Annotated in this window: 17 protein-coding genes; 7 read left to right on the forward strand and 10 right to left on the reverse strand. The window is 67.6% G+C overall.

The window, feature by feature from the left end:
- Positions 1-258: 258 nt before the first annotated feature.
- The 5 genes from ABD231_RS00550 to ABD231_RS00570 all read right to left on the reverse strand — a co-directional run bounded on the left by ABD231_RS00550 (position 259) and on the right by ABD231_RS00570 (position 4,775).
- On the reverse strand, positions 259-1,962 hold the full coding sequence (locus tag ABD231_RS00550) for an urease subunit alpha (RefSeq protein WP_344143883.1): 1,704 nt from the start codon (positions 1,960-1,962) through the stop codon (positions 259-261).
- Positions 1,955-2,329, reverse strand: a complete 375-nt coding sequence (gene ureB / locus ABD231_RS00555; protein WP_344143885.1) for an urease subunit beta — start codon at positions 2,327-2,329, stop codon at positions 1,955-1,957. The genes ABD231_RS00550 and ureB overlap by 8 nt, the downstream gene beginning before the upstream one ends.
- Before the next feature lie 10 nt (positions 2,330-2,339).
- The gene (locus ABD231_RS00560) at positions 2,340-2,642 is read right to left on the reverse strand and encodes an urease subunit gamma (protein WP_344143888.1); all 303 of its coding nucleotides are present in this window, start codon (positions 2,640-2,642) and stop codon (positions 2,340-2,342) included.
- On the reverse strand, positions 2,639-4,276 hold the full coding sequence (locus ABD231_RS00565) for a purine-cytosine permease family protein (protein WP_344143890.1): 1,638 nt from the start codon (positions 4,274-4,276) through the stop codon (positions 2,639-2,641). The genes ABD231_RS00560 and ABD231_RS00565 overlap by 4 nt, the downstream gene beginning before the upstream one ends.
- Before the next feature lie 103 nt (positions 4,277-4,379).
- Positions 4,380-4,775: a MarR family winged helix-turn-helix transcriptional regulator gene (locus ABD231_RS00570; RefSeq protein WP_344143893.1), complete on the reverse strand. Its 396-nt coding sequence runs from the start codon at positions 4,773-4,775 to the stop codon at positions 4,380-4,382.
- A 78-nt stretch (positions 4,776-4,853) separates the two neighbouring features.
- Here ABD231_RS00570 and ABD231_RS00575 point away from each other — a divergent pair, with 78 nt between their 5' ends.
- On the forward strand, positions 4,854-5,921 hold the full coding sequence (locus ABD231_RS00575) for a substrate-binding domain-containing protein (RefSeq protein ID WP_344143895.1): 1,068 nt from the start codon (positions 4,854-4,856) through the stop codon (positions 5,919-5,921).
- A 143-nt stretch (positions 5,922-6,064) separates the two neighbouring features.
- On the opposite strand, the gene ABD231_RS00580 is transcribed toward ABD231_RS00575, so the two are convergent.
- Complete coding sequence (locus ABD231_RS00580) at positions 6,065-7,444, reverse strand: FAD-dependent monooxygenase (RefSeq protein ID WP_344143897.1); 1,380 nt, start codon at positions 7,442-7,444, stop codon at positions 6,065-6,067.
- A gap of 84 nt (positions 7,445-7,528) precedes the next feature.
- Here ABD231_RS00580 and ABD231_RS00585 point away from each other — a divergent pair, with 84 nt between their 5' ends.
- Entirely contained in the window at positions 7,529-8,143 is a 615-nt protein-coding gene (locus tag ABD231_RS00585; protein ID WP_344143899.1) for a TetR/AcrR family transcriptional regulator, read from the forward strand.
- A gap of 180 nt (positions 8,144-8,323) precedes the next feature.
- Here ABD231_RS00585 and ligD read toward each other — a convergent pair whose 3' ends face one another.
- Genes ligD through ABD231_RS00600 form a run of 3 tightly spaced genes read right to left on the reverse strand, consistent with a single transcriptional unit; the run spans position 8,324 to position 11,672 of the window.
- Positions 8,324-9,289, reverse strand: a complete 966-nt coding sequence (ligD, locus tag ABD231_RS00590; protein ID WP_344143901.1) for a non-homologous end-joining DNA ligase — start codon at positions 9,287-9,289, stop codon at positions 8,324-8,326.
- Positions 9,290-9,328: 39 nt separating this feature from the next.
- A complete protein-coding gene (locus tag ABD231_RS00595) occupies positions 9,329-10,450 on the reverse strand; it encodes a branched-chain amino acid aminotransferase (RefSeq protein WP_425554133.1) in 1,122 nt (373 codons plus the stop codon).
- Position 10,451: 1 nt separating this feature from the next.
- The gene (locus tag ABD231_RS00600) at positions 10,452-11,672 is read right to left on the reverse strand and encodes a helix-turn-helix domain-containing protein (protein ID WP_344143906.1); all 1,221 of its coding nucleotides are present in this window, start codon (positions 11,670-11,672) and stop codon (positions 10,452-10,454) included.
- A 205-nt stretch (positions 11,673-11,877) separates the two neighbouring features.
- On the opposite strand from ABD231_RS00600, the gene ABD231_RS00605 reads away from it, so the two are divergent.
- From ABD231_RS00605 to ABD231_RS00625, 5 genes are all read left to right on the forward strand, one after another.
- Positions 11,878-12,255 carry a hypothetical protein gene (locus ABD231_RS00605; protein ID WP_344143909.1) on the forward strand — a complete coding sequence of 126 codons (378 nt, stop codon included), beginning with the start codon at positions 11,878-11,880 and terminating at the stop codon, positions 12,253-12,255.
- Positions 12,256-12,377: 122 nt separating this feature from the next.
- Entirely contained in the window at positions 12,378-14,156 is a 1,779-nt protein-coding gene (locus ABD231_RS00610) for a chitinase (protein ID WP_344143911.1), read from the forward strand.
- A gap of 113 nt (positions 14,157-14,269) precedes the next feature.
- Entirely contained in the window at positions 14,270-15,931 is a 1,662-nt protein-coding gene (locus ABD231_RS00615; RefSeq protein ID WP_344143913.1) for an NAD(P)/FAD-dependent oxidoreductase, read from the forward strand.
- Entirely contained in the window at positions 15,931-17,397 is a 1,467-nt protein-coding gene (locus tag ABD231_RS00620; RefSeq protein WP_344143915.1) for an ATP-binding protein, read from the forward strand. Before ABD231_RS00615 ends, ABD231_RS00620 begins: the two co-directional genes overlap by 1 nt.
- Before the next feature lie 51 nt (positions 17,398-17,448).
- Complete coding sequence (locus ABD231_RS00625) at positions 17,449-17,964, forward strand: GNAT family N-acetyltransferase (RefSeq protein WP_344143917.1); 516 nt, start codon at positions 17,449-17,451, stop codon at positions 17,962-17,964.
- Here ABD231_RS00625 and ABD231_RS00630 read toward each other — a convergent pair.
- A complete protein-coding gene (locus tag ABD231_RS00630) occupies positions 17,957-18,700 on the reverse strand; it encodes a poly-gamma-glutamate hydrolase family protein (protein ID WP_344143920.1) in 744 nt (247 codons plus the stop codon). The two genes, ABD231_RS00625 and ABD231_RS00630, sit on opposite strands and share 8 nt — an antisense overlap.
- Positions 18,701-18,813 lie beyond the last annotated feature (113 nt).

Consider the following 18,813-nt stretch of genomic DNA (forward strand, 5'->3'; position numbering starts at 1 on the left):
AACCACCCACCGCGGGCCGACGCATCTCGCGCCGACGCATGTGCGTCGACCGATCGCGGCAATCGCCGACTGCGCCTCGACACGACATGCGAGTCCGTCGACCGCGCCCGCCGTACTGGGGGCGGCGCAGCCTGCGTCCGTCGACTAGCCGCGCCAGCCCATCCGGGCAAACCCAGGCGGCCGCGGTTGGCAACTCGTTAGTCGGAAGATTTTGGTCATATGGCGCCCAAAAATTACCGGCTAACGCGAGTGGGCTCATCAGAACATCGCGTAGAGCTGGGCGAGCGGGAGGACCGTCGCGGGGGAGGGTTCGACCGGCTCGCCGTTGACCGCGATGGCGAACGTTTCCGGGTCGATGTCGATCGACGGGAGCGCGGAGTTGTTCTTCATGTCCGCCTTCCCGATCGACCGCGTCGGCCGTACGCCGAGGAGTCGCCGACGCAACCCGAGTCGCCCGGCCAGCCCGTCGTCCAGGGCAGCCGGCGACACGAACGTGACCGACAGATCCGCCCCGATCGCGTCCCCGAACGACGGCCGCATCAGCACCGGCTGCGGTGTCGGGATCGACGCGTTCGGATCGCCGAGCGCGGCCCACGCGATCGCGCCGCCCTTGATCACGACGCGCGGCCGAACCCCGAAGTACTGGGGATCCCACAGCACCAGATCCGCCAGCTTCCCGACCTCCACCGAACCGACCTCGTGATCGATGCCGTGGGCAACCGCCGGGTTGATCGTGTACTTGGCGACGTACCGCCGGGCGCGCTCGTTGTCGGCCGGCAACCCGCCGTCGAGCTGACCGCGCCGCTGTTTCATCACGTGCGCGACCTGCCAGGTCCGCGTGATCACCTCGCCGATCCGGCCCATCGCCTGCGCATCCGACGACGTGACCGACAACGCACCCAGGTCGTGCAGGATGTCCTCGGCCGCGATCGTGGTCGCGCGAATCCGCGACTCCGCGAACGCCAGATCCTCCGGTACGTCGGGACTCAGGTGATGGCAGACCATCAGCATGTCGAGGTGTTCGGCGACCGTGTTCACCGTGTGCGGCAGGGTGGGGTTGGTCGAGCCCGGGATGACATGCGGGTGCGCCGCGATCGACAGAATGTCCGGCGCATGTCCGCCACCCGCGCCCTCGACGTGGAACGCGTGGATCGAGCGGCCCGCGATCGCGCCGAGCGTCGATTCCACGAACCCGGCCTCGTTCAAACTGTCCGCGTGCAGCGCGACCTGCAAACCCCAGTCGTCGGCCGCGCGCAAGGCGGTGTCGATCGCAGCCGGCGTCGAACCCCAGTCCTCGTGCACCTTGTACCCAGCCGCGCCCGCCAGCGCCTGCTCGGCGAGAGCCTCCGCGCTCACCGTGTTTCCCTTGCCCAGCAAGAGAATGTTCAGCGGGAACGCATCCAGACTCCGATGCATCTGCTCGAGATGCCATGCACCGGGTGTGACGGTCGTTGCCTTCGACCCCTCACTCGGTCCCGTCCCACCACCAGCCACCGTGGTGATCCCAGTCGCCAGCGCTTCGTGCAGCTGCGACGGCGACAACAGGTGCACGTGCGAGTCGATAGCACCCGCGGTCAGGATCCGCCCCTCACCCGCAATCACGTCGGTGGACGGCCCGATCCGCAACTGCGGATGCACCCCATCCGCAATATCCGGATTCCCCGCCCGCCCCAACGCGACGATCCGCCCATCCCGAATCCCCACGTCAGCCCGAACAATCCCCCACCAGTCCAGCACCACCACGTTCGTGATGACGGTGTCCGGCGCCCCCTCCGCGCGAGTAGCCGTCCCCTGAGCCATCGACTCCCGAATCGACTTCCCGCCCCCGAACACAACCTCCTCACCCCCAGCAGTCCGGTCCTCCTCCACCTCGATCCAAAGATCGGTATCAGCCAACCGAACCTGATCCCCCACAGTCGGCCCGTACAAGGCGGCATAAGCAGCCCGAGAAATCTCAACCACGAGGCTTCACCTGGATTCCGGGGACGAGGCGGGCGCCTTTGAGGGCTACCAGGTTGAGCTCGCGGGAGGCGCCGGGTTCGAAGCGTTGGGAGGTGCCGGAGGGGATGTCCAGGCGGTAGCCGGTGGCGGCTTCGCGGTCGAAGGCGAGGGCGGTGTTGGCGTCGGGGAGGTGTAGGTGGGAGCCGATCTGGATGGGGCGGTCGCCGGTGTTCACGATCACCAGTCGCAAGCGTTCGTCGGGAGTGCGATCGGCGTTGAGAACGATGGTGCCCGGGCGGACGCGGATCGCTCCGGGGGCATCGGCCGGGGCGACTGCGGCTGTGTGCGTCCCCTGCTCTTCCTGACTAAGTCTACTCGGCTCTGTCATCGCGGCCGCCTTAAATGATGGGGTTGTGGATAGTCACGAGTTTGCGGCCGTCCGGGAAGGTGGCTTCGATCTGGACGTCGTGGAGGAGGTCGGCGACGCCGGGCATGACCTGGTCGCGGGTGAGGACTTCGCGGCCGGTGTGCATGAGGTCGGCGACGGTGGCGCCTTCGCGGGCTCGTTCGATGACCCAGGTACTCAGCAGTGCGACGGCTTCGGGGTGGTTGAGGAGGACTCCCCGGGCCAGCCGGTCGCGGGCGACCATGCCGGCCACGGAGAGGAGCAGCTTCTCCACGTCGGACGGGGTGAAGTTCATGAGTGCGATGGTAGGACGTGGTCGGCGACCTTGTCGGTGCTGAGACACAGCGAGCAGACTGCGGCGTCGTGGGTCAGGCAGGCGGCCATGTCGGGGCGCTCGTAATCCTGCCGACAGACGTGACACGTCAGTACGTCGCCTGACGGGTTGCCGTGGTCGTCGTACATGGGCAGGTCGAGGCCGTCGTCGGTACGGCGCAGGTAGTACTTGCCACGCGTGATCACGGCCAACACCGGCGGCAGGACCAGCGCGAGCCCGATTGCGACCAGCGGGGAGTACGGCTTGATGCCGTCGCCGAGTCCGCCGAAGAAGACCAGGATCGAGACTCCGGCAGCGACACCCATCGACACGAAGCCGACCGGGTTGACGGCGTACAGCATGCCGCGGCGGAATTCGGGGTGCAGCGGCGACAGCTTCAGCAGGTACTTGTTGAAGACGATGTCGGAGGCAACGACCACGATCCACGCCATGCCGCAGTTCGCGTAGAACCCGAGGATCGTGTTGAGGAAGTCGAACATGTTCGCTTCCATCAGCACGAGCGCGATCAACAGGTTGATTGCCAAGAAGACGAGTCGACCTGGGTAATGACGAGTCAACCTTGTGTACGAGTTCGTCCATGCGAGTGAACCTGAGTACGCATTCGTCACGTTGATCTTTACTTGACTGATCACGACCAGTACGACGGCCAGTGTCATCGCGAGCCAGGCCGGCAGGAACCCGCGGTAGATCTCCAGGAACTGGTGCACGGGCTGGTTCGCGATCGCCGCGCCGTTGTCGACCTGCGCGATGACGTAGACCGCGAGGAACAGACCGATCGCCTGCTTCAGCGCACCGAAGATCACCCAGCCCGGACCGGCGAGCAGCATGGCGGTCCACCAGCGGCGCGAGTTCTCCGGGGTCTTCGGCGGCATGAAGCGCAGGTAGTCGATCTGCTCGGCGATCTGGGCGATCAGCGACAGACAGACACCGGCCGCGAGCAGCATCGAGCCGAAGTTCGCATCGGGGCCGTAGTCGAGGAAGGTCGAGACCGACTCCGGATGCGAGACGACGAGGTACACGAAGGGCAGCACCATCAGGATCAGCCAGAGCGGCGTGGTCCAGACCTGCAGCGTGGACAGCACCTTCATCCCGTAGATCACCAACGGGAAGATCACCAGGGTGGACACGGCGTACCCGAGCCACAACGGCACACCGAGCCCGAGTTCCAGCCCCTGCGCCATGATCGAGCCTTCGAGCGCGAAGAAGATGAACGTGAACGACGCGAAGATCACGTTCGTGACGACCGAGCCGTAGTACCCGAAGCCGCTGCCGCGGGTGATCAGGTCGAGATCGATGTTGTACCGGGCGGCGTAGTACGCGAGCGGCAGCCCGGTCGCGAAGATCACCACCGCGAAGATGCCGATCCCCCACAGCGCGTTGGTGGTCCCGTACGCGATGCCGATGTTCGCGCCGATCGCGAAGTCGGCCAGGTAGGCGATACCGCCGAGCGCCGAGACGGCGACGACGCCGGTCGACCAGCGGCGGTAACTGCGCGGCGCGAACCGCAGGGTGTAGTCCTCGAGCGTCTCGCGGGTCGCGGCGGACTGGGTCGGCTCGGCGGTGGTGCGATGGTCGAGCGAGGGTTCAACAGACATGGCGGAACTCCTGGCGGCACCTTCGGGCGAGTGGTGCTCCGGCGGGCCGGCGACGCTGCCGGCGGGCGATGCACCCGAATGGAAGGAACCTAGGAAGCGCGTGTTACCGCTGTGTTGCCGATCCGCTACGTTCGTGTATTTCCATCTGGAAGTAATCCGCCAGCTCGGCTTCGAGCTCCCGCTGTACGGCGCTCACCCGGATCGCGACCGTGGATCCGACCGGCGACAGCGCGGCGACGATCCGGCGCTTGTCGGCCGCGTGGACCCGGCGCACGATCAGACCGCGCTCGACGAGCTTGTCCACGTGCCGCGTCAGACTGGCCGCAGGCAGTACGGCGGCCTCCGCCAGCACGGACATCGGCTGGCCCGCTTCCTCGTGCAGCGCGGCCATGATCCGCCACTGCTCGATCGTCAGTTCGAACTCGTCGAGGAGCTCCTGCAGACCGAGCTCGATCCGGCGCTCGGCACGCTTGAGCAGCAGTAACAGACTGGTCGGCACGGCACCCCCTCGGTCTACGTGGTGGGAAATATAGCCGTTCGCTCGAACATCCGCCTCCGATTCGGTCACACTGGGCAGGTGCGACGTACCGACGTGGTCTCGATCGCTTTCGTCGTGCCGCAGCAAGGCCCGACCGGTCTGTACGGACCCTCCTGCCTGGCCTGCGGCCAGCTCGCCGTCGAGCAACTCAACGCCCGCAACGGCATCGCCGGGCGACAGATCGAGCTCGTGTACGTCGATGCCGGTCGCCCCGCCGAGGTGGTCGCGGACGAGGTCGGCCAGCTCGTGGACAGCGGTCGGGTCGACGCGGTCGCGGGCTGGCATATCTCGGCGGTCCGGGTCGCGCTGGCGCGGCGGATCGGTGGCCGGGTCGTGTACGCGTTCGCGGCGATGCACGAAGGCGGTGACGATACGCCCGGGGTCTTCCTGCTCGGGGAGCGCCCGGTGAACCAGTTGCTGCCGGCCGCGGCCTGGTTGCGCGAGCACCACGGTGCGCGGCGGTGGGTTGTCGTGGGCAACGACTATGTCTATCCGCGCGTGACCGGCGCGGTGGCTCAGGAAACCTTGCGGGACAAGGGTTCCGAGATCATCCATTCGGCGTACGTCCCACTCGGTACGTCGGACTTCCGCGGCGTACTGGATGAGCTGCGGAGGACGCCGGCCGACGGGGTGATCATGCTGCTGATGGGGCAGGATGCGGTGCACTTCAACCGGCAGTTCGCGCGGGCTGGGTTGAGTGATCGGATGTTGCGGCTCAGCCCGGCGATCGAGGAGAACACGCTCCTCGGCGCCGGTGCTGGAGCCAATGACGGTTTGTTCGCAGCGGCGGCGTACTTCGACGGGACACACACTGTCGAGAGTGGTGAGTTCGCGCGGACCTACTACGCCCGGTTCGGTCCGTTCGCGCCGGCGCTGAATGCAGTGGGCGAGTCCTGCTACGAGGCGATCCGGTTCCTGGCCCGCCTCGGGGAGGTCGCGGGGTCGATCGACATCAGCTCGGTCGCCGCGCTGCCCAGCGGCCACTTCTATGACAGCCCACGCGGGCTGATGCGCCTGGACGGCAACCTGCTCGACCAGGACGTCTACCTAGCCGCAGCCGACGGCCTCCAATTCACCATCCAGGACCAAATCGCCCACACGGGCTAGGCCCACCGCCTGGCACGGGATGCTGCGGCCGCGGCCGATCTGCACACGGACAGGACGTATACGTGTGCGATGACCCCCGGGCGGCGCCCCCCCGCCTGCCATGCCGTATGCGCACATAACTACCTCCTGTTGATCCGCAGTTGCTAGGCGAGGTAGCCGTCGGGGCGGATGAGGATTTCGTCGCCGTCGGACGCGTGGTAGGCGGCGAAGGCGGTGGGGGAGACGTAGCTCGCCCCGCTGGCGGTGGCGGGGTGGGTGAGGTCGACGGTGTGGGGGTGGGTGGATGGGGTGGTGGGGGTGAAGCGGAGGAGGGTTTCGTGGGGGCCGCGGAAGAGGTCGAAGAGGCGGAGGTTGTTGCCGTTGGCATCGACTAGGTGAGCGTCGGGGGCGCGGTCGCCGGAGGTGAGGGGGCGGGGGTCGGCGGGGTTGCGGTACGAGATGTCTAGTTGGCGGGTGTTCTCGCCGCGTTCCAGGGCGGACTCGTCGCCGTCGAGGTGCTTCTGCATCAGGTCCTCGCTGATGCCGAGGACGCGGGCCGCGTTCGTCCGACGTTCGGTCTCGTACGTCGCGAGGACCTCCTCACGGCCGTCGGCGAGTTTCCAGCCGAGGTTGTAGGCGTCCTGGACGCCGGTGTTCAGGCCTTGGCCGCCGGTTGGCGGGTGCACGTGGGCGGCATCGCCGGCGATGAAGACGCGGCCGACGCGGAAGTGTTCGGCGAGCCGGACGTTCGGGCGCCAGACGGTGACCCAGGTCAGGTCGCGCAGCTTGGCGAAACCGGGGCCGGCGTAAGTGTCCATCAGGTCTTGGAGGACCTCGAGGGTCGGTTCGCGGTCCTCGTCGACGATCGGTGACGCGAGCTGGAACTGGTCGCCGCCCGACAACGGCGTCAGCACGATGCCCTGCATCGGGTTCTCCCGGCCGGCAAACCAGTACCCCTTGTCGTGGTCGAGCCCGTCGGCCGCCACATCGCCGATCAGTACCTTGATCGAATCGTCCGTCGTCCCCTCGAACGCGATCCCAAGCTGCTTGCGGACGAAGCTGCCACCGCCATCCGCGCCGACCAGGTACGTCGCCTCGACCGTCTCGCCGGTGGAGAGTTCGGCGACGACCCCGCTCGCGTCCTGCGTGAACCCGACGATCGCCGTGTCGAGTTCGACCTGCACGCCGTACGAGGCGAGTTTGGCGCGCAGGATCTCCTCGGTGCGGGACTGCGCGAGCATGCGCCCGTTCGGGTAGGGGATATCCGGCGTGGGGTCGACGGGCTCGCGCATGCGGCGCTGATCGACCTCGATGCCGTCGAGGTGGATGTGGAGCGTCGGCATGTCGATTCCCTGGCGGATGACTTCGTCGACGACACCGAGGTCGTCGAACACCTCGAGCGTGCGCGGCTGCAGGCCGTCGCCGCGGGATCCGTTGAAGAACTCGGTCGCCTTGTCGACGATGCGTACGGCGAGGCCGCGGCGGGCGAGGTCGATCGCGAGGGTCAGGCCGGTCGGTCCGGCGCCGGCGATGAGGACGGTCATGATGGTCTCCTTGGGTGAATTGTGATTCACTGAATCTGGATTCACTATGAACCTGGCTAAGGTGCGGTGTCAAGGGAGGTGCTCGTGACGGAGACCGCGAGCCGCCGGGAACGGGCGGCGGGGACCGAGGCTGCGCTGAAGCAGGCGGCCCGGGAGGTGTTCGCCGCGCGCGGATACCTGAACACGAAGATCACCGACATCACCGCGGCCGCCGGGCGCGCGACGGGGTCGTTCTACAACCACTTCACCGGCAAGGAAGAGCTGCTCGAGGCGCTCCTGAAGGACATGCTCGCGGCCGCGGATCAGCGGGTGCTGGACATCTCCGGGCACGACGACGACTTCAGCAAGCGGTCGGCGATCCGCTGGCATGTCGCGATGTACTGGCAGTTCTACCAGGACCACCTGCCGGAGATGATCGCGGTCAAACAGGCCGCCATGCTCGACCCGGAGCTAGGCCGCCGCCTGCAGGCGATCATGGCCGACGACGACGCCCACATGGTCGGCCACCTGGACCGGCTCCCCAATCCGCCGGCCGACCCCGCCGCCGTGATCACCGCCATGAACGCCCTGATGGAGGGCTTCGCCTACACCTGGCTGGTCGTCAACCCCGCCAACGGCCAAACCATCGACCCCGAAGCGGCCATCGACCTGCTCACCGACCTCCTGCACCACGGGTTGGCGGGGGCAGCGGACCGCTGACACTCACCAACTCCTGGTACGGCGAGGAGTTCCCGCCTGCTCGTGGTGGCGGGGTGGGTGGTTGCGGAGGTTGGTGAGTGGGGGCGGTCCGCCCAGAGGCACCCGCGCCGGGGCGCCCGCTCTGTGACACCCGCGCTGAGGCGCCCGGCCGTCACTCCACCGGCGGAGGCGGCCGACCTGTCACTCTTCCGGCGGAGGTGGCTCCTCTGCGCCTTCGCGTTCGTCGCGCTCGGCCCACTCCAGGAGCGGGGCGAGGGAGTGCGACTTGTCGTCGATGGTGGCGTGGAGGTCACCCAGCTCGGCGAAGCGATCGGGCACGGTAGCGATAGTGAAGGCCTTGGGTTCCACGGTGTCGATCTCGTCCCAGTGGATGGGAGTGGACACGGTGCCTTCGGGATTGCCGCGGACCGAGTAAGCGCTGGCGATGGTGTGGTCGCGGGCGTTCTGGTTGTAGTCGACGAACAGCTTCTTCGGGTCGCGGTCCTTACGCCACCAGGTGGTGGTCACGTCGTCGGGGACCCGCCGCTCAACCTCGCGCGCAAAGGCAAGCGCAGCCCGCCGTACGTCGGAGAACCCGTACGCCGGCTCGACTCGAACGTAGATGTGGATCCCGGAACCGCCGGACGTCTTCGGGTAGCCCTCCATGTCGAGCTCGTCCAGCACTTCGTGGACCACGTGGGCGACACTGCGGACGCGGTCGAACGGGCAGTCCGGCATCGGGTCGAGGTCGATCCGCCACTCGTCGGGCTTCTCGGTGTCGGCACGGCGTGAGTTCCACGGGTGGAACTCGACGGTCGACATCTGCACGGCCCACGCGACGTGCGCGATCTCGGTGACGCACAGCTCGTCGGCGGTCCGGTTGTACCGCGGGAACTTGACCTGCACGGTCTCCATCCACGGCGGCGCACCATGCGGCAGCCGCTTCTGATGCACCTTCTCGCCGGAGACCCCAGACGGGAACCGGTGCAGCATGCACGGCCGCTCCCGCAGCGCCCGGACGATGCCGTCGCCCACGGACAGGTAGTACTTGACCAGGTCGAGCTTCGTCTCGCCGCGCGCCGGGAAGTACACCCGGTCCGGGTTCGAGACCCGGACCGTCCGCTCGCCGACCTCCAGCTCGATCGCCGGAGACTTCTCCTTGGCCATGCGATCAACCTAACCGCACCCACGGACAATCGGCAGGTACTACGCCAGTCGCGTCAACCAACCGCGCGTGTCGGGCACCCGCCCGTACTGCACGTCCAGTAGCGCAGCGCGGATCGCAGCGGTGACCGGACCGGTCTCCGCGCTGATGGTCAGATCGCCATCCGGCCAGGCCAAGCGGCCGATCGGAGTGATGACGGCCGCCGTGCCGGAGGCGAACACCTCGGTGATCTCGCCGGACCGGACGCCGTCCTTCCACTCGTCGGCGGAGATGCGGCGCTCCTCGACCTGGTACCCGAGGTCAGCAGCCAGCTCGAGCACGGACGCGCGGGTGACGCCGGCCAGGATCGAGCCGGACAACTCCGGGGTGACGATCCGGCCGTCGCCGTACACGAAGAACATGTTCATGCTGCCGATCTCCTCGAGCCACTTGCGCTCGATGGCCTCGACGAAGGCGACCTGCTCGCACCCGTTGGCGTTGGCCTCGGCCAGGCCGACGAGGCTGGCGGCGTAGTTGCTGCCGCACTTGGCCGCGCCCGTCCCGCCAGGCGTCGCACGGACAGTGGAGGTGGTCAGCCAGATCGAGACGGGCCGGGGGCCGGTGTCGAAGTACGGACCGGCCGGGGACGCGATGACACCGAACAGCACCTCGTGGGCAGGTCGCACGCTCAGCGCTGCCTCGGTGGCGATCATGTACGGCCGCAGGTACAGGCTGGTTTCACCATCGCTGGCCGACGGCACCCAAACCTCGTCCACAGTGACCAGCGCGCGGAGTGCTGCAACGAACGCGTCCTCGGGCACCTGCGGCAGCGCCAGTCGCTGAGCGCTCGCAGTGAACCGGGCGGCGTTGCGCTCCGGCCGGAACGCCCACACCGATCCGTCGGCATGCCGGTACGCCTTCAGGCCTTCGAAGATCTCCTGTGAATAGTGCAGTACGGCGGCGGCCGGGCTCACGCGCAGTGGCGCGTACGCCGTCACCTTCTGGTCGTGCCAACCGCCGTCGACCGTCCAGTTCGCCGTCACCATGTGGTCGGTGAACGTCAGGCCGAAGGTCGGGGAGGCCAAGATGGCCTCCCGCGCTTCAGCACTCGCCGGATCACTCCGCAGCTCCACTGCGAAGTCCCACACGTCACTCGCCGTCGTTTGTGCAGTCACCCCCGGCACGCTACTCCCGACCGCGGCCCCACGACGACTCGCTGCCCACAGTGCGGCTGACCTCGGTACGCCGAGCCACCAGCAGCTCGAGGTCGCGCAGTCCGGTCAGTGTCGGTGCACACCGGCGAACGCTGGTCAGAACTCGGTCCGCGGCGACATACAGATAGGTGGTGTGCCACTCGTCCGGCAGCTCGATCAGCACGCGCAATGCGGTCGCCAGTGCCGCTGCGCCTTGGCCGCCTCCGGCGAAGCACTCGGCCAGGGCCAGCTCGAGCAGAGCGCGCTCCTCCAAGCTCTCGTCAGGGCAGAGCTCCAGCGCCCGCGCGAACATCAGACAGCCCGCCGTCCAGTAGCCGAGGCTCGCGCTGACATTCCCCTCCACGACCTGCACCTCGTACGGCGTCGGGCCGCCACCGGTGCTTGCCCAGGGCAACTCATCGGTGCGACCGAGCACCTCCGGCAGCAGCTCGTGTGCCTCGACGACCCGACCGAGCTCGGCGAGGATGCGTGCGCGTGCCGCCCGGGCCCTGAACACCTGCCCGGGGTGGAGTGGTGCTCGCAGGGCAAGCGCCAGGGCTTCGTCGGCCAGCTCGAGAAGCTGTGCGGGTGCGCGTCCCTCCCCAAGCCCGCTGGTGGCTTCACGGCTGCGGGCGAAACTGCGCAGCCTGGGCTTGCCGTGTGCGTCTGCCAGTTGGCGGGCGGCCCACCACCAGCGCCTGGCCTCCCTGGCTCGCCCGCAAGCGGTGAGGGTCTCCGCGATCAACAGGCTGAGCTCCACTTGCCGGGCGTCGTGAGCAGCGCGGTCGCCGGTCGGTGGTGCGCTCAGCTCACTCACCAGGATCGGCAGCCGCCGCGTCGCGGGGAGGCCTTGGAGGTCGCTGGGCCCTTCCGGCAATCCAGCCGGAAGTGCAGTCGTCAAGGTGGATGTCAGTTGCTGCCAGGCTGCCTCCAGAGGATTCAGCTGGAGCGTGGAGGCGCGGGCCTTGGTGGGTGTCCGGCGATAGGTTTCGGCCAGCCGGCCGTCGGTGCCGAGCTCGCTGTCGCAGCGGCGCGCCAGATCGGCCGATCCCGGGCGTTGGCCGCGCTCCACCTGGGACAGGTAGCTGTGGTCGAACCCGACGCGGCCGGCGAGTTGGCGCAGGCTCAAGCCGGCCGCCTGCCTGCACTGCCGCAACTGCGGGCCGAACGCAACTAGTACTCGGGCTTCGGTTTCGGTTCGGGTCTCGGTCACAGGATCGCCCCCGTTCGTGGTGCGGGCCCTCCGGCCCGCTCACTGGTACGCCTGGTGGTTGCGGTGCGTGTCGTGCAACTTACAAGGCCCCTCCGACAAAAGCGGTGGCAGGCCGCTTCTGCTTGTTTTGTTGGGGTGTGGGCTGTTCGGGGAGCCCACTGCTCACACCTGGTGGGGCAGGTCGCAGGTGGGCAATTCTTTGGGCATGGACACGATGCGGCGGCAGGCTCGGCTCTTTCGGCTGGTGCGGCACGCCGACGCGTCCGGGATCCGGGGGACGGGCACGCTGGCCGAGGGTGTCGAGTGGTCCGACGGCTCCGTCGCGCTGCGGTGGCATGGTCCCTGGGCGAGCACCTCCAGCTGGGACCGGATGGAAGCGCTCCTCGCCGTGCACGCCGCCGACGGTCGGACTCTGCTGCACTGGTCATCCGGCGCGGAGCCTCCGAAGGAGGAGCCTGAGCCCCGAAGCCCGGCGCGCCGAGGTGACCAGCCGCCGGTCGCGGTGTGGTTGCCGGCGCCTGGCCTCGACGGACTGTGTGCGCGCTGCGGTCGGGTGTGGCCGTGCCTCAGCTGCGGGCCGTAGTCCACCGACCCGGCCCTGGCGGAGATCGGACAGGGACGGCAATCCGACAGCGTCGGGCATTGACCCCGGAGTTATTAAGCCTCTCTACTAAATGCACCCCAACCGCCCCCGGGAGGTCCACCATGCGTTCGTGGCGTTCACGGCTCCTCGCTGTCGTCGTCGGATTGCTCCTAGTACTCGTCGGCAGCGCCCAGACCGCGCAGGCGGCGAACATCTTGACCAACCCGGGTTTCGAGAGCGGCTCACTGAGCGGCTGGACTTGTTCGGGTGGGTCGGTCATCAGCAGTCCGGTGCGCAGCGGGGGCTTCGCGCTCAACGGTGCGGTGTCCAGTTCCGACTATGCCCAGTGCAGCCAGACAGTCACGGTCCTCCCCAGTACGACGTACTCGCTGTCGGGGTGGGTGCGCGGGTCCTACGTCTATCTGGGAGTCACCGGGGGCTCCTCGACCTGGACGCCGTCGGCCGCGAGCTACACGCAACTGAGTCTCTCGTTCACCACCGGCGCGAGTCAGACGTCCGCTCAGATCTACGTGCACGGCTGGTACGGCCAACCGGCGTACCAGGCCGATGACATCAACCTGGACGGACCGGGCGGCAACCCGCAGCCTGGTGGGCCAGGTGTCCCCGGGACGCCGTCAGTCACCAGTACGACGAACAGTGCGATCGGACTGAGTTGGGGTGCAGCGACCGGCACCGTCACGGGCTACCGGGTCTACGAGGGCTCGACCGTGGTGCAGACAGTCACCGGTACGTCGGCCACCGTCAGCGGGCTCGGTGCATGTACCAGCCACACGTACACCGTTGCCGCGTACAACAGTGTCGGGGAGTCGGCGAAGTCGGCCGGTGCATCGGCGACGACCACTGGATGTACCAACACCGGGCTGCCGAAACATGCGCTGATCGGCTACCTGCATGCGAGTTTCGCCAACGGCTCCGGGTACGTGCGGATGGCCGACGTGCCGAGTGAGTGGAACATCATCAACCTGTCGTTCGGGGAGCCGACCTCGGTGACGTCCGGAGACATCCGGTTCAACCGCTGCCCGGCGAGCGAGTGCCCGAGTGTCGAGAGCGATGCGGACTTCCTGGCCGCGATCAAGGCCAAACAGGCCGCAGGGAAGAAGGTGCTGCTCTCGATCGGCGGACAGAACGGACAGGTCCAGCTGACCAGCGCAGGTGCCCGGGACACGTTCGTCAACTCGGTGAGCGCAATCATCGACCGCTGGGGTCTGGACGGGCTGGATGTCGATTTCGAGGGCCACTCGCTCTATCTGGACGCCAACGACACCGACTTCCGTAACCCGACCACACCGGTCGTGGTGAACCTGATTTCGGCGCTCAAGTCACTCAAGGCCAAGTACGGCGCGAAGTTCGTGCTGACGATGGCGCCGGAGACGTTCTTCGTGCAGATCGGCTACCAGTTCTACGGCAGTGGCACCAACGGCGGTGACAACCGCAGGGGCTCCTACCTGCCGGTGATCCACGCGATGCGGGACGCGCTGACGGTCCTGCACGTCCAGGACTACAACTCGGGTCCGGTGATGGGGCTGGACAACCAGTACCACACCATGGGCGGCGCAGACTTCCACATCGCGATGACCGACATGATGAAGGCCGGTTTCCCGGTCGGGACCACCGGACAGACCTTCCCGGGGCTGCGGGAGGACCAGATCGCCTTCGGCGTACCGGCCGCGACCAGTGCCGGCAACGGCTACACCTCTCCCGCGGACGTGCAGACGGCGGTCAACTGCCTGGTCAAGGGACAGAGCTGCGGTGGCTACACCCTGCGTGGCGGGACCTCACCGGCGTTCCGCGGGCTGATGACCTGGTCGATCAACTGGGACAAGTACTACAACTGGGAGTTCCGGAACAGCCACGCCCCGTTCCTCGCCGCCCTGCCTTAGCGGCGGTTGGAGGTCCATGCCCCGGTTCGGTTCGTGCCCCGCCCCCGCGGACCGAACCGGGGCCTGTGGACAATCGATCCCTGTTTGTGGGTTTTCGCTGGTATCAATGAGGCATGACAGCGTCGACTTCCCGCCCGGTGATTCTCACCGTGGACGACGACCCGGGCGTTTCCCGGTCCATCGCCCGTGACCTCCGCCGGCGGTATGCCGAGGAAAACCGCATCGTCCGGGCAGAGACCCCGGCCCAGGCCCTGGACGCCCTGAAGGAGCTCAAGCTCCGCGGCGAGCCGGTGGCGCTCCTGCTGGCCGATTACCGGATGCCCCAGATGTCCGGCATCGAGTTCCTCGAAGCCGCGATGGATCTTTACCCGCTCGCCCGCCGGGTCCTGCTGACGGCGTACGCCGACACGGATGCCGCGATCCAGGCGATCAACGTGGTCGACCTCGACCACTACCTGCTCAAACCGTGGAACCCGCCGGAGGAGAAGCTCTACCCGGTGGTCGACTCGATGCTGGAGCTCTGGAAGTCGACACCGGCGGTGTCGTCCGACGAGACCCGGGTCATCGGTCACCGCTGGTCGGCTCCCTCCTTTGCCGCTCGGGACTTCCTGGCCCGGAACGCCGTGCCGTACCAGTGGCTCGGTGTGGACGACGACGAGAGCCAGCGGCTGCTCGAGGCCGCTGGTGTCGACGGCTCCACCCTGCCGGTGGTCATTACGCCGGACGGGTCGGTGCTGGTCGCGCCGACCGAGGCGGAGCTGGCCGACAAGGTCGGTCTGGCCACCAACCCGGCCAAGGAGTTCTACGACCTCGTAGTGGTCGGCGGTGGTCCCGCTGGCCTCGGTGCGGCCGTGTACGGCGCCAGTGAGGGCCTGCGGACCGTTCTGGTCGAGCAGGTCGCCACGGGTGGTCAGGCTGGTCAGTCCAGCCGCATCGAGAACTACCTGGGCTTCCCGGACGGAGTTTCCGGGGCTCAGCTGACAGACCGGGCTCGACGGCAGGCAGTCCGGTTCGGTGCCGAGCTGCTGACCGCCCGGCAGGTGGTGGGGCTGGAGACGATCGGTTCGGCCCGGCGGCTCAAGTTCTCCGACGGCAGCGAGATCTCCGCGCACTCCGTCATCCTGGCCACCGGTGTGGCCTACCGGCAGCTCGATGCGCCCGGTATGGACGACCTGTGCGGCCGGGGCATCTACTACGGCGCCGCCACGACTGAAGGGCCGAGCTGTGCCGGCCAGGAGGTCTACATCATCGGCGGCGCGAACTCCGCCGGTCAGGCTGCGGTCTATTTCTCGAAACACGCTTCGCGCGTGCATATGCTGGTAAGAGGTCCCTCACTCGAGGCGACCATGTCGTCGTACCTGATCGATCAGATCGCCGGCATCGACAACATCGAGGTGCACACCTGCACGCAGGTGGTCTCCTGCAAGGGTTCGGAACACTTGGAGCGCGTGACGCTGATCAACAGCGCGACCGGGGAGAGCCGGGAGGTGGACACGGAGTGGATGTTCGTGTTCATCGGAGCGGCCCCGCGGACGGACTGGCTGCCCGGCGACCTGCTGCGCGACGAGCGCGGCTTCGTGCTGACCGGACCGGACCTGCGAGGACGGCCGCCGGGCTGGGCGCTGGACCGCGACCCCTACCACCTGGAGACGAGCATGCCCGGCGTCTTCGCGGCCGGGGACGTGCGGGCCGAGTCCGTCAAGCGGGTCGCCTCGGCAGTCGGTGACGGCGCGATGGCCGTGACCTTGGTGCACCGATACCTGGAGATGCTCTGATGACTGTGGCTGCTGACACTGGTGAGCTCCGCCGGATGACGCGCGACGAGCTGCGCACGCTGTTCCTGTTCGAGGCGCTCAACGACGAGCAGCTCGACTGGCTCGTCCGCGAGGGCTATGTGATCAGCGTGGCCGAGGGCCGCGTCTACCAGGAGGGGCAGGCGGCCACCTGCTGCTACATCCTGCTGTCCGGCGAGCTCCGGATGTGCAAGCTGCTGCAGGGTGAAGAGGTCGAGACGAATCGGAGCTCCCAGCGCGGCGTCTACTCCGGTGCCTTCAATGCGTTCTTCGGTGACGACGAGGGCAATACCTACAAGTCGTCGATGTACGTGCTGCAGCCGTCGGAGTTCTTCGTCATCGACGCCGCCACGATGGCCACGATGATCAGCACCTGGTTCCCGATGGCGGTGCACCTGATCGAGGGCTTCGTGATGGGCACCCGCCGCAGCAACGAGACCATCGGCCAGCGTGAGCGGTTGCTGGCGCTCGGCTCGCTGTCGGCCGGCCTGACGCACGAGCTGAACAACCCGGCCGCGGCTGCGGTCCGGGCTGCGGCGACTCTGCGGCAGCGCGTGGCCGGCATGCGGCACAAGCTGGCGATGCTTGCCGATGGCACCCTCGACGCGACCAAGCTGCACAAGATCGTCGCGATCCAGGAAGACGCGGTCGAGCGCGTCGCCAAGGCGCGGGACATGTCCGCGATGGAGCAGAGCGACGCCGAGGACGAGCTGTCGGACTGGCTCGACGACCACGGCGTCCGCGACAGCTGGGACGTCGCCCCGGTGCTCGCTGCCGTCGGTCTGGACGCCGACTGGATGGAGGGGGTGCGCGCCGCGGTCGGCGACGAGTACCTCGAAGGTGCGGTCCGGTGGCTCATGTACACGATCGACACCGAGTCCCTGATGAACGAGATCGACGACTCGGTCACGCGGATCTCCACGCTGGTCGGGGCGGCGAAACAGTACTCGCAGATCGACAGAGCGCCGTACCAGATCGTTGATCTGCGGGAGCTGCTGAAGTCGACGCTGGTGATGATGTCGGGCAAGCTCGAGGGCCTGACGGTGGTGAAGGAGTTCGACCCCGAGCTGCCGCAGATCCCGGCGTACGCCGCGGAGCTGAACCAGGTGTGGACGAACATCATCGACAACGCGGTGCAGGCGATGAACGGGTCCGGCACGCTGACCCTGCGGACCCGTCGGGACGGTCAGTACGTCGTCGTCGAGATCGGCGACACGGGTCCGGGCATCCCGGCCGATATCCGCACCCGCATCTTCGAGCCGTTCTTCACCACCAAGCCGATCGGCGAGGGCACCGGACTTGGGCTGGACATCTCCTGGCGCATCGTCGTGAAGAAGCACCACGGTGATCTCCGGGTCGACTCCAAGCCCGGCGAGACCTGGTTCAAGATCGTCCTCCCGGTCGATCCCGAAGCCGAGATCCAGGCCCAGGGTGACCTCATCTCCTGACCCCCGGAAATCCCGTGGACAGCGGCCGAAGGCGGGCCGGATGATCGGCGCATGGTGACTCAGAAGATTCGGCTGGTGGAGTTGCCGCCGCCGGCGATGGCGGCCTTGCTCGAAGGTGATCTGGAAACTGCCGGGGCCTTGACCGGGGTTGAGCTCGGGGAGTTGTTCGTCGAGGACCGGGCGAAGTGGCTGTGGGGCTACCGGTTGAAGCAGCTCGAGACCGAGCCGGAGGCTGCGGACTGGATCGCGCGGATAGTCGTCAATGAGCCAGAGGGCGTGGTGGTCGGGTACACCGGTTACCACGGGCCGCCGGATGAGGTCGGCATGGTGGAGGTCGGGTACACGGTCGATCCGGCGTACCAGCGACAGGGGTACGCGACCGCGATGCTCCAGGCGCTGCTCGATCGCGCTGCGCACGAGCCCGCCGTTCGGGTGGTGAGGGCGTCGATCAGTCCGGGCAACGTCGCGTCGCTGGCGACGGTGGCGAAGTTCGGGTTCGTGCAGGTCGGCGATCAGTGGGACGACGAAGACGGGCTGGAGTTGCTCTTCGAGCTGCCGGTCAAGTGATCGGTTGCGCCGCCTCGACGTCGGCGATGGCGGCTCGGGTGGCGTTGGTGAAGGACCAGAAGATCGGCAGCGTGGTGTTCTTGCGGTCGGCGCGGGTGTTGGTGCCGAACATGGCCAGCCGCAAGGACGTGGTGATTTCGAGCTGCGCGCCTTTGCTCAGCAGAGTGCGATTGGCGATGTTGTCCGGGTCGTCGCCGTTCAGATCGGGGATGTTGGCCGCATCGATTGCCCGTACGCCGGCCGCGGTGAATCTCGTGATGAGCCGCGACTTGAGCGTGGTGTTGCGGCCGCCGACGAGGACGGCCTGCGTACCGTCGGGGAGTCCGGCCTGGGATTCCTTGCAGCCGTGCAGGCCGACGGCGTTCAGCGAACCGGCGGCCAGCGAACGCGCGACGTGGTCGTCGCAGTGCGCCGACGTGACATGCAGATCGCCGTTGCCGGAGCCGCGCAGACCTTCGAACATCCAGTAGTCGTGCACCGGTCCGCTGGTCGCCAGGTCGGCGGGGTGGTAACCGGCGATCGCGAGGCACAGTTCCGACGTACCGGTCTCGATGCCGCCGCCGTGCGGAGCCAGGATCACCGTCCGCTGTACGCCGTACCGCTGGGTGAGGTCGTTGTCGAACCACTCATTCCGCCGGAACCGCCGTGCGTAGTCGACGCCCTCGGCCAGTTCGGGGTCGGCGTACAGGGCGGTGTTGGACGGATATCTGTCCGCGACCGCCGATGCCGTCAGCATTCGTGAACCCGCGGCTGCGACTACAGCCATCCCCAGAAAGCCCCGCCGTGAGCTGCGCATCCACCTACTCTGCGGTCGATCCGGTACGCCGGTCCTCGCCACCCGGCGTGTCG

This window comes from Kribbella yunnanensis, assembly GCF_039529655.1.
Classification (GTDB): domain Bacteria; phylum Actinomycetota; class Actinomycetes; order Propionibacteriales; family Kribbellaceae; genus Kribbella; species Kribbella yunnanensis.

Bases quoted from the DNA above. Each gene is read 5' to 3' on its own strand.
- ABD231_RS00605 (WP_344143909.1), top strand. From the start codon at position 11,878: ATGGACACGATGCGGCGGCAGGCTCGGCTCTTTCGGCTGGTGCGGCAC.
- ureB (WP_344143885.1), bottom strand. From the start codon at position 2,329: ATGACAGAGCCGAGTAGACTTAGTCAGGAAGAGCAGGGGACGCACACA.
- ABD231_RS00620 (WP_344143915.1), top strand. From the start codon at position 15,931: ATGACTGTGGCTGCTGACACTGGTGAGCTCCGCCGGATGACGCGCGAC.
- ligD (WP_344143901.1), bottom strand. From the start codon at position 9,289: ATGGCCAAGGAGAAGTCTCCGGCGATCGAGCTGGAGGTCGGCGAGCGG.
- ABD231_RS00625 (WP_344143917.1), top strand. From the start codon at position 17,449: ATGGTGACTCAGAAGATTCGGCTGGTGGAGTTGCCGCCGCCGGCGATG.
- ABD231_RS00565 (WP_344143890.1), bottom strand. From the start codon at position 4,276: ATGTCTGTTGAACCCTCGCTCGACCATCGCACCACCGCCGAGCCGACC.
- ABD231_RS00580 (WP_344143897.1), bottom strand. From the start codon at position 7,444: ATGACCGTCCTCATCGCCGGCGCCGGACCGACCGGCCTGACCCTCGCG.
- ABD231_RS00610 (WP_344143911.1), top strand. From the start codon at position 12,378: ATGCGTTCGTGGCGTTCACGGCTCCTCGCTGTCGTCGTCGGATTGCTC.
- ABD231_RS00615 (WP_344143913.1), top strand. From the start codon at position 14,270: ATGACAGCGTCGACTTCCCGCCCGGTGATTCTCACCGTGGACGACGAC.
- ABD231_RS00560 (WP_344143888.1), bottom strand. From the start codon at position 2,642: ATGAACTTCACCCCGTCCGACGTGGAGAAGCTGCTCCTCTCCGTGGCC.
- ABD231_RS00630 (WP_344143920.1), bottom strand. From the start codon at position 18,700: ATGCTGACGGCATCGGCGGTCGCGGACAGATATCCGTCCAACACCGCC.